Raw genomic sequence first — 14,890 nt, 5'->3', positions numbered from 1 at the left:
AGCCCGCTGCATTGAAAGGTGCACGGCGGGTTCGGGCCGGGGGCCACTGGAAAAGGACCTGCACCAGCAGACACCTCGCCAGTGGCCTACCGGTACTCGTGCACACCCGGTCAGGGCGGCCGGGCGGCCTGGTCACCGTGGAAGTGACGGCGATCAGCGACGCCCTGGCCCGTATCGAGGTGACCGATGAAGGAGCACCGACTGTTCCTCGCCCCCGCATGCCTGGTGACGATGACTGTCATGGGCGTGGGTTGAACATCGTCGAGTACGTGGCGATGAGGTGGGGGATGCGTCCGGAACCCCTCGGCTGGATGACGGTATGGGTCGAAGTGCTCACCACTGAGGAAGCCCCAATCCCGGTCATGGATGTCCCGCTCCTTGAATTGGAGGCGTGATGCCGCTAAGCCAGGAGGCCGCAAAGGCCGGAGGGGGCAGCCGAGGCGGCAAGCCGTCTCGTTGCGTCGGGCTTCATCCGGATCCACCGAAGCCCGCCTGTGATCGGTTGGAGTGGACTGTTCCGAATCGGGCTGTGGATGACGGCTGTGTCGTCATGCGGACTTGCTGCTGCGAAGGGATCTCGTACGAGTTGCGTCAAGCGGGCTGCTCGCAGTTCATACGTCGAGAGCGGACAGGGCGGCTCTCGATGATTGAGGACAGTGAACGCTGGCACGCCGGAGTCGCCATGGTGGGGTGGCGAGCCCTGCTGACGGGGGCATCTGCGATGAGGCGAGCACTGGTGACCTGTCAACGGGCAGAGCGACGGCGCGCATCTGGTTCCGACCGGCCATGAGCTGTCACCGAGGCCTGCGTGCCGAGCATGGCGCGCAAGCTGTCCTCGCCTTGACGGACTGCGGTGGTGAGGGTGTCCAAGTGAGCTGCTGGGAGGCTTCCTGCGCCGAGCCCCGAAGCGGCGAGCACGTCGGCGACTTGCTGTTCCTGCTGTGAGGTCAGGCGGGAGCGCACCCCGTGGTGTCCGAGGACGTCTCGGGCAGCGTAGGCGTCCGAGCAGGCCACGCCAATGACAGCGGACCGCAGGTCGGAGTCGTGTGCTGTGGGCCGGTCGGCAGTCAGATCGAGCGCGGTCAAGCTGAGCCGAACCCGGAAGGCCGCGGTCGTCGGTTCTGGGTCGGCGATCAGCGCAAGTACTTCCCGCACCGCGGGGTCCAGTGTGTTCTGTGATGTTGTCGAGGTCGGCGGTCGGCAGTAGATGCGCAAGATGGCGGCGACTGCGTTCTCCCAGGGCTCCGCGGGGATACTGGCGTCGATCATGTCGGCTGCTTGCTGGGGGAGGTTCTGTTCTACCAGCGACATGATCGTGATCTGGCGACCGTCGAGGAGTCGCTGACCGACGCCGCGGTGCGCGGCCATGGATTCGGCAGCCTCGGTCCAACGGCCAAGGCCGGCGAGGGCTCTGGCGCCGTCGACCAGCAGGGTAACCCACAGCTCCGTGCAGATCTTGCGGTGGTCTGCGGCGGTCTGGATCAATGGTGACAGGTCCACGTCGTGATCACGGATGACGGTGGTGCCGCGCTGCTGGGCGGCGCGGTACAACCGCTGAAGCACCGCGAAGGCGCCACCGCCGTCACCTTCGCGGATCAGGAGCCTGGCGATGTTGACCAGCGGCATCAGCGACATCACGGCGATGTCTTGGGTGAGGTTGCCTGCTTCGGTGAAGATCTTGTACTGCCGCCAGCACAGTTTGGCGGCCAGGTCGGGCATCCCGCTGTCGGAGGCGATGAGCGCGGCGAAGTTGAGGACGCCGCAGGCGCGGGCCACCCGCTGGGGGTGGTCCCCACCGGGCGTTTCGACGGTCAGCGCGGTGAGCTCTGCAATGCGCCTGTCCAGTGGAAGTCCGGGAGGTTTAGGTCGGCAGACCAGCGGGATACGACGGGCGATCGCAGGGTTCATCACGCTGCTCCCGTTCTACGGCCAGTCGATGACGAGTCGGCTGTTGGGCTTGTCGATGATGAAGCGTGGGTCGGCGGCCTTCACCAGGTCGCGGTGGTCGGCCGTGGCCATCCGGAAGCCGGGGGCGGGGGCGTCGTTGCCGTAGTCGCGATCCCATTCCTGGATTGCGGCGACGACCTGCTCGGCGAGGGAGGTGGCGCGCGGGCCGTGTCCGATGACGCCGATCTCCCAGAACCGGCCCTCGGCGTCATCGCCCTCGCGGATGGTGAGGTAGGCCAGGCTGTCGCCGTCGAGCGCGGCCATGGAACCCCACGCGAAGTGCGGGGTGAACCCGGGTCGCTGGCCGGGCATGCGGGACAGGCCGTTGGTCAGGACGCATGCCAGCCACAGGTAGACCCACTCCCAGGGCGAGCCCTGCCGGAACTTCACGCCCGTGTAGAGCTTGTGGGAGGGCTCGTCCAAGACGGTCCGCATCGCTTCCCGGTCGACGAGCTGCTCGCTGTAGGTCTCCAACCGGACGTTGCCCTCCCCGGCCATGGAGATCAGGGTGCGGACGTCGTCGCAGATGCCCTTGCGCAGCGGGACGAACGTGGCCATCTCGCAGGAGACGGTCTTCCAGGTCTGGCCGTCGCGCTCGAAGGCGAAAGAGCGGGAGATGCTGCCGCGGATCCGCATTGGGATGACCAGGCGGCCGCCCGGGGCCAGTTGCTCCAGCACGGGGAGGGGGACGTCGCCGGCGCCCACGGTGAACTGGATCCGGTCGAACGGGGCCTGCTCGGGGAGCCCGGCCGCGCCATCGGCCAGCAGCACGGTCACGTTCGACGCGTCAGCGGCCTGCAGGTGCTTGGTGGCGGTGTTGACGAGGTCGGTGTCGACGTCCACGGTCCACACGTGCCCGCGGGGGGCTACGAGCCGCGCGAGGAGGGCGGCGTTGTAGCCGGTGGCTGCTCCGGCCTCCAGAATCTTGTGGCCGGGCTGTGCGCCCAGTTGCTCCAGTTGGATGGCGACGATGGACGGCGCGGAGATACAGGAGATCATCTCTCCGTCCTGGTCGCGCTTGATCGACACGGCGTCATCGACGTAGGCCGCCTCGACGTCGGCGTCAGGGATGAACCGGTGGCGCTCGACTTCCCGGAAGGCGTTGATGATCGCGGGGGTGCGCAGGTGGTCGGAGCCGGTGAACGTTTCCACCATGGCATTGCGCAGGTCGGCGGGGCCGGTGGTCGTAGTGATGATGCTCTCCATCCTCTGGAAGGTAGGGGTTGCCGGTGCGGACTGGCTGGTAGACACGGCGGTCGGCTGGTCGTCTCCGAAGGCGACGTGCCAGCCCAGCCAGGCTGTGGCGGCCTGCTCGGCCACGGGTATGGCGGCGCGGTTGAAAGCGAAGATCGCGTGGTGGGCGAGGATGGCGCGCAGCCCTCGCCGGAGCTGTCCGCTGGTTGCGAGCCGGGCCAGGCGGCGGCCGGCTTCCTCGAAGGCGGCGACGCGGTCGCGCCAGCCAGGTTCGGTGGTGTCCCGCTTGGTGGCGTCGGCGTTCATGAGGCGCCGCATGGCGGCGATAGCCGACGCCTGGTGGGCCGTTTCGGGCGGGTTGACCGGCGGGCGGAGGCCCGCGATCTTCGCCCACACGTCGCCGATCTCGAACGGGTCGAGACCGGCCGCGCGGTGCATGGCGGACAGCAGCAGGATGCACCGCTCGCGGGCGTGCGGGCTGCCGGTCTCGGCCAAGGCCGCACGGCTGTCGGCGCAGAACACCTCATGGGCGATATCCATGCCTTCGGGGCCGCCGAACGCATCGGTCTCCGGCTCATAAATGCCGCCTGTCCACCCGGTCACCACCTGGTCGGCGACGAGCTGGTCGAGCAGGTCAGCGGCAGGCCAACCGGTGCGCAGCCGGAGCGTTCCTTCCTTGCGCAAGAAGTGGAAACGCTGCCCGGACAGCGCGAACGTCAGCGCGGCCGCGGCTTCCGGGCTCACGCCGGCATCGCCGGGAAAGCGGACGGTGGCGTGCCACCATTCCAGCTCACCGGGAAGCGGCAGGTCCTCGTCCTCGGAGTTCATTGTTCTCGTGTTCGCTCCTGCTCGGTCGAAGGTCGTGATGGCGGGTCAGTGGATTAACAAGGCGCGGGTCCAGCCCGTCATGTTGGAGCCCTCCAGCGCCAGGACCGCCCCGGCCCTCCCTTCCAAGAAGCCCGGCTTCGGTAGCGCGGCGATCCCCGCAGCCAGCCGCTGGTGGGTCTGCCAGATGGGTTCGGCGAACCGGCCGGGGGTGGGGCTGTCGGCTGCGATGGCGGTCGTGACGGTCAGCAGCCCGGCCCAGCCGTGGCAGAGGGAGGCGTCGGTGACTCGGCTCAGGCGGGCCGGGTCGGTGAGGGCGGCGATGGCGAGATCCTCGGCCTTCTGCCTGCGGGCGTCGTCGCCGAGCGCGAGCGCGGCCAGTTGCAGAGTGCGGGCGATGCCGGCGTATCCGTAGCACCAGGAGGGACGGAGGGGCGGCGGCTGCGGCTCGTCGGTGAGCAGGTGGCCCAGGGTGATCCAGTAGAAGGAGCCGAACTCCTCCAGCCAGGTCACGAACGCCTCGATCGCGGCGGCCTGGCCTTCCACCAGGATGCCGTGTCGGGTGGCGAGGGAGAGCAGTGCCAACGGGCCGGCGATGCCGTGTGCCACGCCGTTGTTCGCGTGGCCACCGGCGATCTCCTCATGCGAAGGGCTGTCCGGGGACCACCATCCGGGCAGGACCCGGGAATCGGCTGCGGCTGGGTCTGCCAGCGTCACCAGGTGGGCCAGCACCTCCGACAGCAGCGGCGACGGCGAGCCTGCGCGGGCAAGCAGCAGCGCTCCCAGCCCGGTGAGCCCCCGGATGAGGTCGATCTCCGCCAGCGTCGGAAGTTGCGCCGACTCTCGCCGCTGGCGGGCTGCTGCGAGGCGGGTGGTCACGACCTGGTCGACGGCTGCCTGGACGGTCCGGTTGGCGTGCCCGGCGCGGCCGAGCACGAACTCCAGCGCCGGAGCGCCGTGGAACAGGCAGGCGTTGGAGCCGGTGCTGACGCCGCCGGCGACCGCCTCGGTCAGTAGGGGCCGCGCTGCGGCGAGGTTGCCGCGCTCGATGTGCAGCAGCGCCCTCCCGAGCGCGCCCTCGGCCAGTGCCTGCGTCCTGGGCGGGCTCATCGGCTCGCCCTCACCGCGACGACGATGCTGTGTGCCCGCCCGCCGATCCACCCGTCCGCGTCCGGCGGCGGCGCGTCGTAGAGCACCGCGACGGGGGAGCTGCCCAGGCGCGTACGGAGCAGGTCCATGTCCATGTTCTGGGTGAGGTCCAGCAGCAGATGCTGATCGTCCATGGCCAGGAGCACACGGTCGGGCACCCCGGCTCGGTCGCGCCAGGCGTGCAGCCGCATCGCCCACTCATCCAGGGAGGCCGTCCGGCCGGGCAGGGTGCGGGCTCGTAGCTGCCAGCGGGTGGCGAGGAGGATGCTGCGCCGGTAGTGCAGCGCCGGGGTGAACGGCAGCGTCCACGCGGCGCCCCAGTCGAACCAGGTCACCTGCGGAGTCGCGGCACGGCTGATCTCGGCCAAGAACCGGACCAGCGGCGGCGTGAAGTTGTTCCACACGAAATTGATCGCTGTCGTCGTGAGCAGTTCCAGACGCTCCCCTGTGGCGGCCACCGCGAGGTAGAGGTGGCTGCCGCGCAGGCCCACGACCAGGTCGGAAGGGAAGAGCACCGTGTTGTCGCCGCCGCGGAACTCACCGACACTGACCAGCCTCGGTAGCACCTGCGGTGTGCGCGTGAGCAGGTCGGCCTCGATGCGGGAGGGATGGAACGACAACTGGGCCAGTGCCGCCACGGGATCAACAGTGGGAAGAGTCGCGTGTCCGGATGCGGTCTGCGGGAGCAGGTGCAGGAAGCGTCCTGTCATTGTGCCGGCCGCGCGTGAGACGGTGTGAACGCGGACGCGGAAGTCGCCCTGGTCGAGCGCTGGCAGCGAGCGGGCTTGGACCTGTGCGCACACCTCGAAGTGCGGAGCCAGGACGGTGGGCGGCTCGCCCGCGGCGGCCTCCAGCTCCTCGATGAGCGTCTCGGACAGGACCGCAGTTCGGCGGCCTTCGGTGGCGGCGTTCCCGGCGAGCTCCAGCAGCAGCCGATCGCGCCGCGACATCGGCCGTGGCGGCTCGGACACCGAACCGAACCCGTCAGGCAGGCCCAACCCGTTGTCGGGATCAACGAGCTGCTCCAGACCGACCTCGGCGCCCTCGCCCCACCGGGCGGCGAACTGCTCGACGTAGCGCCGCCATGCCCCGGTCCCGGCCGGACTGGTTGCGAGTCTGGCCAGTACGGTCGCCGCGGTTTCCATCTCGACCGCGACCGCATTCGGCAGGCAGACCTCCGCGTCCAGCCGTACATCCACGGACGCTGCCCGCTCGCGGGCACCCAAGGTGCCGGCGGGCAGGGCATCTGCCGGGTCGACGATCGTGGCGGCGGCACGCAGCGCCGACCGCAGCAGGCGTAGGCGCAGCAACTCCGAGAGGAACGCCGTCTGGCGGCGTTCCTCCACTTCCGGGAACTCTGCGGCGAGTTTGGCCACCAGCGCCGCGTGCCGGATGGGGGACTTGGCTGTGTGGAGCACGAGTGCCAACGCGGGAGTCAGCGCGAGGGAGAACTCCGACGAGCCCTCGGACGGGATGAATACGCGGCCACCGCGCACGTGCGCCAGGTTGTTGACGCACACCTCGACGTCCGCCATCAAGGCGCCGTCCGCCTCCCGCGCGCTGATCACCTTGTCCAGCGCGCGGGGGTCGGCTCGGGTGATGACCTCGTGCTCCTCCCGGACGAGCACGGCGGACGTCTCACCGAAGTCGACGAGGCAGACACCTGCGAACAGGCCGAACGGTGTGGACCGGTGCTCATACCTGATGGCGTACCGGGCGAGTGCGAGCGCGGCGCGACGCGCCCGGCGGGCGTTCGTCGATCGACCATCCAGGACTGCCTCCACCTGGCGGGCCAGGTCCGGGCTGGCATTGGAGACCGTGCGCCGGAAGGTGTCATCGGTCCAGATCGGGTCGAGCCAGGAACGCCACTGCTTGGTGGGTGCGTTGGGTCCTGGCCATTGCGGGAGGGCGGGGGCGGAAAGGTTCACCGCCGCGCGGAGCATCCCGGCGCCGGTGCGCCGGTACAGAGTCCGCCGTGACCGCGTCATCACGCACGCTCCGTTCCTGGGGGATGAGGAGGGCGCGGACCCGGGTGGGCCCGCGCCGCGCGGACTAGGAGGTCGTGCAGGCGCTCGGGCAGGAACTCCCACAGGTGTCGCCGGTGCTGCACAACAGCACCGTCTCCGCCGCCGGGGTGTTCTCGATGAAGGTGATGTCGAGGTCGAACGGGTCAACCGTGACGGTCTGCTCGATGGGCGGAGTGCTCATTTCCTGCTCCTTGTCCTGCGTTGGGGTTTCCTGACGTTGGGTTGCACACCGGCGGCCTTGGCCATGCGGGTTAGCCGCGCCGTCCTCTCCGTCTGAGGAAGGTGACGGGCTCCGGCCTCTCCCCGCCGCAGGTGCCCCGCGTAGTGCGACGGGGTGTTGAACGCCCCCTGGCGGCCCGGGGAAGACGGACAAGGGCACATCGAGGTGTTCGCATTCCCGGCCCAGCCGCCCAACCACGGCGAATCGGCCAGATTCGCGCAGTGGGAAGAGGACGACCGAGAAGTGGATCTCGCGGCCCACGGCCGGGTTGGTCCCCGTACGCGGGCCGCGAGATGAGTCGGCGCAGGCCCGAGGGAACGGAGAGTTCGGATGGTCGGCCCGCGCCGGAGTGCACGACCGTGGATGGCCTCGGCTACGGCCGGTCGCGCTGGGATGGCCTCGGCTACGGCCGGTAGCAGTCCCTGATCGACCGGCGAGGACGTTGCGCCACAGCTCGCGGAGGATGCTGCCCGTTACCGGGGCGTCCATGTCGTACGCCGGGAACGCCCTTAACTTCTGACTCCAGGGCTCCCACATCACCTGCCGGCGGTCGCCCCACGACTCCTGCAACTGCGCGGCCAGGAGTTGGTCTTTCTCCTCGCTCAGCACCTCGGTGGGGTTGTGGATCGTCATGCTGCTGCCCTCGCGTTGGGAGGCTGGAAGCCGAGCGGGAAATCATGGTCGGCCACGAGGTCGCCAAGGATCCGGTACATCAGTCGAGGTCCTTGGAAGCTTCGGCGTCCGTGCAGCATGCGCCAGTTGTCGAGCAGATAGCCTTGCCCACGCCGCAGCGGCAATTCCCGCACGTGTTTACTGATCACAGCGCGGAGGAGAGGTACGGCCTCAGCCGCAGGCTCAGTGAAATGTTCCAGGCCGTCTAGGCGAAGTCGAATCCTTATCCGCCCATCCAAGGTTGGCTCGAAAACCGACCCCCAATACCCAGGGTTACCGAACCGGACTGTGGCGGGCTCTTGCAGTGCTTGCAGCAGCCTCGGTGAGTGGGCGGCGAGATCCGAGTAGATGGCGGCCCCGTCCACTACGTAGGACTCGCCCCCGTGATCGGCGGGCAGGGCACACACCAGCATCAGGAACCTGGGTGGTTGGGCCAGCGCGGACGACTCGGTGTGTGGCTCCAGCTCCGCGGCCCCGAATCCAGCGTAGCCAAGCTGGCCAGCGACGGAACCGCGTTCGCTGATGATCGTGACACCGTCGGCGTCGGCGTCTCGATGCTCCCGTGGGGACAGCAGCCGACCGGCAAGGCTGACGACGGACTCGCGATCGTGGACACCATCGAAGGTGACCAGGCCGTCGCGCGCCAGGATCGCGGTAGCTCGCGTCACGGCAAGACCACTCGCCATGTTCACGTAGTGGCTGGCAAGAAAGGCATGGGTATTCAACGTCACCTCCGAATTCTCGGCCCGAAACTCGGCTTCAGCGTGAGGTAGGCCGCCCGGCGAGGGCAAGTGACAGATTGTCAACCCGGGAAAGCCGCACCGATCGTGGTTGGCAACCGTGTTAAGTTCCAGGCACAGACATCAACGGAAAGAGGTCACATCTGATGAGTTACCGCCCGCACGCATTCCCAGTGTCGGTGAAAGGCGTAATTGTCCGTGATGGCAAGGTTCTGCTTCTACGTAACGAACGTGATGAATGGGAGCTGCCCGGCGGAAAGCTTGAGCTCGGTGAAGATCCGCCCGCCCGTCTCGTGCGTGAGATCAGCGAAGAGGCCGGGTGGGATGCTCAGATCGGGCCGATCTTGGACTCCTGGCAGTACCACATCCGCGAAGGGGTCGATGTGTTGATCGTGACCTACGGCGCCACAGTCGATACCGACAAGCCGCCTGTGCTGAGCAATGAGCACAAGCAGGTCGGCATGTTCAGCGAACATGAGGTGGAGGGGCTGACGATGCCGCAAGGCTACAAGCGGTCGATCGCTGACTGGTTCTCCAGGCTGCGCGAATCTGTGAGGTAGCCCATGCTGTGTGCCTCGTGCGCGACGGTCGTCGATGACGGATGGAACGCCTCCAGGTTGTGCCCAGCCTGCCACGCCATCAGCGGCGCCCCGTTGCCCAGCATGACCGTTGTCGGCTCGCCTCTTTGGCTGTGGACCTCTCGGGCGGTGAGTTCGGCCGTGGCGTCGGGCAACCTTGCGGTCATCCTGAAGGCGTACCGAAGCGAGGCGGGGCTCACGCAGGCTGCACTGGCGTCCGTGTTGGGATATGACACGACCTACATCTCGATGCTCGAGAACGGACGTCGAGTCATTACCGACGTGCCGACCCTTCGGCGGGTGGCCTACCACCTTGGGCTTCCTCCCCATGTTCTCGGTGTCACTGATCACTCCGATGCCGACTTCATCTCCATGATCAAGTTCGCAGAGTCCACCATTCGTCTGGCTTCTGTGGCGCGCGAGTCAGGACACAGCGCAGAGGCCATCAACGAACTCTGGCCCCTCGTATGGCGGTTGGAAGCACGCCTTGCGCAGGGGCACGCTGACCATGCCGCCGTTCGGCTTCTCGGGCAAGCTCGCGCCATGCTCGGGGTGGCCCTTGGCGACGTCCTTCCTGAAGAGAACCTTGCCTCGGCGGCGCGATGGACCGGCCGTGCACTCGCCCTCGCCACCCGCCTCGACGACATCGATCTCCTCGTCCGCGCCCTTCGAGTACACGGCAATGAGCTCCGCAAGATCGGAAAGAAGCCGGCGGCGACTGTTCGACTTCAACGGGCCGCCGACGTCGCTCCAGCATCTGAACGCGGCGCGGTTCTCATCCCTCTTGCTCGTACGCTCGCCGAACTCGGCGACGTGGAGCAATTCGACATCGCGATTATCGGTCTACAACGCTTTGTGGACTCCAATCACGGCACTCCGCTGGTCAATTCCTTCGTCATGCGTGAAGTTCATCTGCGCGGCTTGCTTGTCACGGGCCGACTGCATGAGGCAATTCGCCTGGCAGAAGCGGACGTACCTGATGCAACAGGTGTCGCACCGCAATGGCAGACGATCGAACGGGTTACCGTCGCGGAGGTCTTCCGTGCGAGCGGCGACCAGGCGGCAGCATCTGAAGCTCTACTTCAGTCGATCGCCACCGCAGAGAGCACGCGTCTTCCTCATCAGATTCAACGAGCCATGCGAGCGGCGAGAGGGTCCCTCCCCGAAATTGAGGCTGCTGGCGCAGCAGCGCTCCGCCGCCTGCACCTCACGCTTCCAGCGGCCTGACGCTCTCGGCGGCTGCGCATATCCTCGACCGCGCCACCCGGAGCAATGACTACCCAGAGCTTGCCGACCCGGTACGCGCCCACGCTGCCCGGCTGATTCAGCCCGCAGGAAGGCCCTAGCAATGCTGCTCACTCATCTGACCGCCCGCCATCTTCCGACGGGATGGCCCGCCACTCTGGCTCCCATTCGCCATCTGGCAGAGCAACGCCTGAGGTTGACTGCCCCCGTTTCCTTCCTCGTCGGAGAGAACGGCTCGGGCAAGTCCACCATCATGGAAGCGATTGCCGATGTGGCCGGTGTCAACTCCACAGGCGGCAAGGCCGGCACCAAATACTCCAGCGCCGGACCCATGACCCCGCTGGGCGAGGTTCTCGATGTCGAACTCACCACGGCGGGGCTGCGTCTGCTCCACGGCCCGCGTCTCAAGCGGCGCGCGTTCTTCTTCCGTGCCGAAACGCTGTTCAACCTCGGGCAGAACGTGTCGGGCAGGTACGGATTCTGGGAAGAGGACCTGACAGAGCAGTCCCATGGTGAGGGGTTTTTCACGGTTCTTGAGCGCATGGTGAACGGGCCGGGGCTCTACCTGATGGACGAACCTGAAGCCGCGCTGTCGTTCCTGTCATGCGTACGCCTGATCGGCTTGATGCATCGCGTTGCGGACGAGGGCGGGCAGATCATTTGCGCCACCCATTCACCGATTCTTGCCAGTTTGCCGGGCGCGCAGATTATCGAACTCGGCGACCACGGTATGCGCACGACCGATTGGGAGAACCTGCAGTTGGTTGATCACTGGAGGCGCTTCCTGGCAAAACCGGATTTCTACCTGCGGCACGCATTGGATGACGACTGAGCGTCTTGCGCGACGTGACCCCCCGCCAGGTCGTCAAGGTCCTGCACGGCGCGTCGGTCGGCTCGTTCATCCTGCTGGTCCAGGCTGAAATCCTGGTCGCCCTCGCGTTGCTCGCCAGCAAAGCGCACGACCCGGGCATGTGGGAGGTTCCGCGAGAAGTCCGCCACCTGGCTTACCTACTTCCATGAGGGGCCATGACAGTGACCCGTGCGGAGATCAGCGCCGTCCTGGCGCGCTATCTCGCCGCCCATCCCGACCGCACCACCGACGTCCTCTCACTGACCGAGGCTCTCGAAACCACACACGCTCTGGCCTCACGCAAGACCTTTTCGCTGCATGTCACCTGCAGCGCTGCCGCCATCGACGCTGCCGGACGCGTCCTGATGATCCATCATCGGGCGCTGGACCGCTGGCTGTTGCCGGGTGGTCATATCGAACCCGAGGACCATTCCCTCTACGGCGCCGCCCTGCGCGAACTGGAGGAGGAGACCGGTATTCCCTGGCAACACGCTGTCTCCCCGCCCACACACGACGTCATCCCCGTGGACATCGACGTTCACGAGATCCCCGCCAACCCTGCCAAAGACGAGCCCGCCCATCTGCACGCCGACTTCCGGTTCGCCTTCTGGGTGAAGGACAGCGAGATTTCGCTCCAACTCGACGAGGTAACCGCGTTCGCCTGGCGTCCACCTGCCGATCTGCCGACCCCAAGGCTCGCGGCCGGCGTCGCCGCAGTCTGAGACTCGGGAGGGGCTGGCAGTTCACGGGTGGAGCGGTAGGACCGGCCGCAGCTGAGGCTTGCCTCGGTCTGTAGTCACCGCCGTCCCGACCAACCCCATCTCCTAACTGCCGGCCAGTCAAGGATGGTGTCGTGTTCCCCGCACCGCCTTTCCCGGTTGCCCACGTGCACGACTATCCTTGGCAGGCTGACATGCCCTCAGCGTTCCGTCTCAGGACGCGCTGCCCGCCGCCTTGTGCGGCGTCAGCCGGATTACCACCCGGACCACCTCCGCGGGCAGCGCCAGGTAATCTTCCCCAGCCCCCTCGCCTTCGTACTTCTCCGCCAACTTGACCGCCACCCGCCGCCCCACGTCCTCGCTCACAGTGGCCGTCCCCCGGAGCTCGACGTACTGCAAGGGGTCGGTGAGATCGAAGACGCACAAGCTCGCACGCGCGTCCCTGCTCAGGTTCCGCTCCTTACGCCGCCCGGCCTGGGAGGAGATGACCACTTCATCTCCCTCCCTGCCCACCCAGACGGCTGAGGTCTGGGGGCTCCCGTCGGGATTGATGGTGGCCAGGATGCCGACGTTGGGCGCGTCAAGAATCCTGCGCGCCGCCTCACTCAGAGAAACGCTCATGATCGCCACCTTCAATTTCCACCGACCCTGCTCATCCCTTCATGATCTACTAAAAGATCGTTTGGGAGTCTAGCCCGTGTGGCGCCGGGAAGACCAGCGAAGCCGGCGCACTATAAGGGGGCGGTGCTGGAGCGGATGATCAGGGTTGTGGGGAGTTCGGTGCGTGCGTGGGGCTTGTCGGCGAGCAGGGCGGCGCGAGGAGTCATCGTCGTGTTCGGCACGCGCACCATGCGCCGCTACAACCGGAAGTAGCGACGCGTTTTTTGCGCCGAGTTATCGTGACCCTTTCGAAGGCTTTCCATGATGACCCGCCATCCGGTGCTACCTTTCAGTGGATCATGTCGCGAGAATGGTGGGAAACGCATTGAAGGCATTCGTACGGATCGTCGCCGGCGTGGCGGTCGGGTGCTGCGTGCTGGCCCCGACCAGCGCGTCCGCCGCGCCGCCACCCAGCGAGAGTTCTCTGCTCACCGACTTGTTCGGCGCGGACCTCGGGACGGCGCTCAAGGCCCTTCCCGGCGTTTTCTGCGGCAATCGCCTGTTCGCCTACAACTCGCCGGCGCCCAATTCGCCGGTCAAGTGCGTGAATGGCGCGGAGAACAGCGGAAACTCCACCAACAGCGGGAACTACCACAATGAGGGAAATCCCATCAACAGTGGTAACTTCTCGAACAGCAACGGCTCGACCGACAGCAACAACGTCAACGGCGGCAACACCGCCAACGGCTCCCAGACTGTTTCCCGGTGACCGGCGATGAGGACCTTCAGGCGGCGAACCGGAGTGGTCACGGCGCAGCTCGTGCTGACGTTGTCGCTGGCACCGGCCTTTCCCGCGCCTGCGCACGCGATCCCCACGGACAACGGCAACTCCTGGAACAGCGGCAACTACCGCAGCAAGGGCCGGCAGGTGAACAGCGGCAACTTCGAGAACGCCAACGGCTCCGTGAACAGCGGCAACACCAGCGGCGGTAACAACGCCAACGGACCCCAATGCGTCGTCGAACGCAAGGCTTTCCTCAAGGGAGCCTGCTGGCGGAGGTGGCCGTTCAGGTAGAGGCCCCGAGGGCACGTCCCCGTGAAAGGTGTTACAAGGCCGCGGTGCTGGAGCGGACGATCAGGGTTGTGGGGAGTTCGGTGCGTGCGGGGGGCTCGTCGGCGAGCAGCGCGGCCAGGGCGGCGGCCCCCAGTTCGGGCCAGGGCTGACGAACCGTGGTCAGCACGGGTGTGAGGTGGGCCGCCGCCCACGAGTCGTCGTAGCCGACCACGCTGACGTCGTCGGGCACGCGTCGGCCGCGTTCGGCGAGCGCCTGGTAGACGCCCACCGCCATGGCGTCGGAGCAGGCGAAGACGGCGGTCGGCGGGTTGGGGAGTGCGGCGAACAGCGCCCGGGTGGCTCGCAGGGCGCTGTCCTTCTGGAAGTAGCCGCACACCTCCCACCGGGGGTCGACCCGCAGTCCGGCGGCGGCCATGGCCTGGCGGTAGCCGGTCAGCCGTTCGGCCGCGCACGGCACCCCAGGACGCCCGGTGACGATGGCGATGCGTTCGTGGCCGAGTCCGATGAGGTGGTCGGTGGCGGCCCTGGCGCCGGCCAGGTTGGCGGAGACGACCACGGGGAGTTCGCGGGGCGGTTTGCGGCGCGGGTCCACGGTCACGAAGGGGATCCCGTGGTCGGCCAGCCAGGTCCGCTGCGTGGCGGTCGGCGAGGTGCGGACGAGCAGGACGCCTGCGCTCTCGCGGGCGCCGATCCGGTCCAGCCATGCGGGTGGCGGCTGGCCGTTCTTGGTGCGGTCGACCACGGCGGAGACGACCAGGTCCACGCCCAGTCGCCAGGCCGCGTCCTCGACGCCGCCGAGGATGGCCAGCGCGTAGGGCGAGTCGAGCCCTTGCAGCATGACGTCCACCATGCTGCCCCGGGTGGGTTTGACCCGCTGACGGGGATAGCCGCGCCGTTCCAGCACTTCGGCGACCAGGCGGCGGGTGTGCGCGGAGACGTCGGAGCGGCCGTTGAGCGTCTTGGAAACGGTTGCAACCGACACGCCGGCCTCACGGGCGATCACCGCCAGTTTGGGCAGCGGCTGGGGCGGCGGCTCTGCGGCGGTCATG

Annotated in this window: 16 protein-coding genes; 8 read left to right on the top strand and 8 right to left on the bottom strand. The window is 67.5% G+C overall.

Annotation, left to right across the window (positions count from 1 at the left end; translation table 11 throughout):
- Positions 1 to 395: ATP-binding protein (locus tag ACFOY2_RS23620; RefSeq protein ID WP_379530252.1), on the top strand; the 395-nt coding region annotated here is incomplete at its 5' end.
- Between the two features lie 349 nt (positions 396 to 744).
- On the opposite strand, the gene ACFOY2_RS23615 is transcribed toward ACFOY2_RS23620, so the two are convergent.
- The 6 genes from ACFOY2_RS23615 to ACFOY2_RS23590 all read right to left on the bottom strand — a co-directional run bounded on the left by ACFOY2_RS23615 (position 745) and on the right by ACFOY2_RS23590 (position 8,765).
- Entirely contained in the window at positions 745 to 1,908 is a 1,164-nt protein-coding gene (locus ACFOY2_RS23615) for a hypothetical protein (RefSeq protein ID WP_379530251.1), read from the bottom strand.
- A gap of 15 nt (positions 1,909 to 1,923) precedes the next feature.
- On the bottom strand, positions 1,924 to 3,969 hold the full coding sequence (gene fxlM / locus ACFOY2_RS23610; RefSeq protein WP_379530250.1) for a methyltransferase, FxLD system: 2,046 nt from the start codon (positions 3,967 to 3,969) through the stop codon (positions 1,924 to 1,926).
- A gap of 45 nt (positions 3,970 to 4,014) precedes the next feature.
- Positions 4,015 to 5,076 carry a lanthionine synthetase C family protein gene (locus ACFOY2_RS23605; RefSeq protein ID WP_379530249.1) on the bottom strand — a complete coding sequence of 354 codons (1,062 nt, stop codon included), beginning with the start codon at positions 5,074 to 5,076 and terminating at the stop codon, positions 4,015 to 4,017.
- Positions 5,073 to 7,103, bottom strand: coding sequence for a lantibiotic dehydratase family protein (locus ACFOY2_RS23600; RefSeq protein ID WP_379530258.1), 2,031 nt, complete (start codon positions 7,101 to 7,103; stop codon positions 5,073 to 5,075). Before ACFOY2_RS23600 ends, ACFOY2_RS23605 begins: the two co-directional genes overlap by 4 nt.
- Positions 7,104 to 7,167: 64 nt before the next feature.
- A complete protein-coding gene (locus ACFOY2_RS23595; RefSeq protein WP_379530248.1) occupies positions 7,168 to 7,323 on the bottom strand; it encodes an FxLD family lanthipeptide in 156 nt (51 codons plus the stop codon).
- Between the two features lie 668 nt (positions 7,324 to 7,991).
- A complete protein-coding gene (locus ACFOY2_RS23590; RefSeq protein ID WP_379530247.1) occupies positions 7,992 to 8,765 on the bottom strand; it encodes a TauD/TfdA family dioxygenase in 774 nt (257 codons plus the stop codon).
- A 155-nt stretch (positions 8,766 to 8,920) separates the two neighbouring features.
- Here ACFOY2_RS23590 and ACFOY2_RS23585 point away from each other — a divergent pair, with 155 nt between their 5' ends.
- The 5 genes from ACFOY2_RS23585 to ACFOY2_RS23565 all read left to right on the top strand — a co-directional run bounded on the left by ACFOY2_RS23585 (position 8,921) and on the right by ACFOY2_RS23565 (position 12,169).
- Positions 8,921 to 9,334, top strand: a complete 414-nt coding sequence (locus ACFOY2_RS23585; RefSeq protein WP_379530246.1) for an NUDIX hydrolase — start codon at positions 8,921 to 8,923, stop codon at positions 9,332 to 9,334.
- Between the two features lie 102 nt (positions 9,335 to 9,436).
- Positions 9,437 to 10,579 (top strand): helix-turn-helix transcriptional regulator, encoded by a 1,143-nt coding sequence (locus ACFOY2_RS23580; RefSeq protein ID WP_379530245.1) that lies wholly within the window; start codon positions 9,437 to 9,439, stop codon positions 10,577 to 10,579.
- 121 nt (positions 10,580 to 10,700) lie between these two features.
- Positions 10,701 to 11,429 carry an AAA family ATPase gene (locus ACFOY2_RS23575; protein ID WP_379530244.1) on the top strand — a complete coding sequence of 243 codons (729 nt, stop codon included), beginning with the start codon at positions 10,701 to 10,703 and terminating at the stop codon, positions 11,427 to 11,429.
- A 5-nt stretch (positions 11,430 to 11,434) separates the two neighbouring features.
- Positions 11,435 to 11,617 (top strand): hypothetical protein, encoded by a 183-nt coding sequence (locus tag ACFOY2_RS23570; protein WP_379530243.1) that lies wholly within the window; start codon positions 11,435 to 11,437, stop codon positions 11,615 to 11,617.
- Positions 11,618 to 11,623: 6 nt separating this feature from the next.
- On the top strand, positions 11,624 to 12,169 hold the full coding sequence (locus ACFOY2_RS23565) for an NUDIX hydrolase (RefSeq protein WP_379530242.1): 546 nt from the start codon (positions 11,624 to 11,626) through the stop codon (positions 12,167 to 12,169).
- A gap of 210 nt (positions 12,170 to 12,379) precedes the next feature.
- Here the strand turns inward: ACFOY2_RS23565 and ACFOY2_RS23560 are convergent, their stop codons facing one another.
- Entirely contained in the window at positions 12,380 to 12,787 is a 408-nt protein-coding gene (locus ACFOY2_RS23560; protein ID WP_379530241.1) for a PPOX class F420-dependent oxidoreductase, read from the bottom strand.
- A 364-nt stretch (positions 12,788 to 13,151) separates the two neighbouring features.
- Here ACFOY2_RS23560 and ACFOY2_RS23555 point away from each other — a divergent pair, with 364 nt between their 5' ends.
- Positions 13,152 to 13,535, top strand: a complete 384-nt coding sequence (locus tag ACFOY2_RS23555) for a hypothetical protein (protein ID WP_379530240.1) — start codon at positions 13,152 to 13,154, stop codon at positions 13,533 to 13,535.
- A gap of 6 nt (positions 13,536 to 13,541) precedes the next feature.
- Positions 13,542 to 13,841 (top strand): hypothetical protein, encoded by a 300-nt coding sequence (locus ACFOY2_RS23550; protein ID WP_379530239.1) that lies wholly within the window; start codon positions 13,542 to 13,544, stop codon positions 13,839 to 13,841.
- A 31-nt stretch (positions 13,842 to 13,872) separates the two neighbouring features.
- Here the strand turns inward: ACFOY2_RS23550 and ACFOY2_RS23545 are convergent, their stop codons facing one another.
- Positions 13,873 to 14,889, bottom strand: a complete 1,017-nt coding sequence (locus ACFOY2_RS23545; protein ID WP_379530238.1) for a LacI family DNA-binding transcriptional regulator — start codon at positions 14,887 to 14,889, stop codon at positions 13,873 to 13,875.
- Between the last annotated feature and the right edge of the window lies 1 nt (position 14,890).

This window comes from Nonomuraea purpurea, assembly GCF_042650645.1.
Classification (GTDB): Bacteria; Actinomycetota; Actinomycetes; order Streptosporangiales; family Streptosporangiaceae; genus Nonomuraea; species Nonomuraea purpurea.
This window is presented reverse-complemented; position numbering and strand designations above follow the sequence as displayed.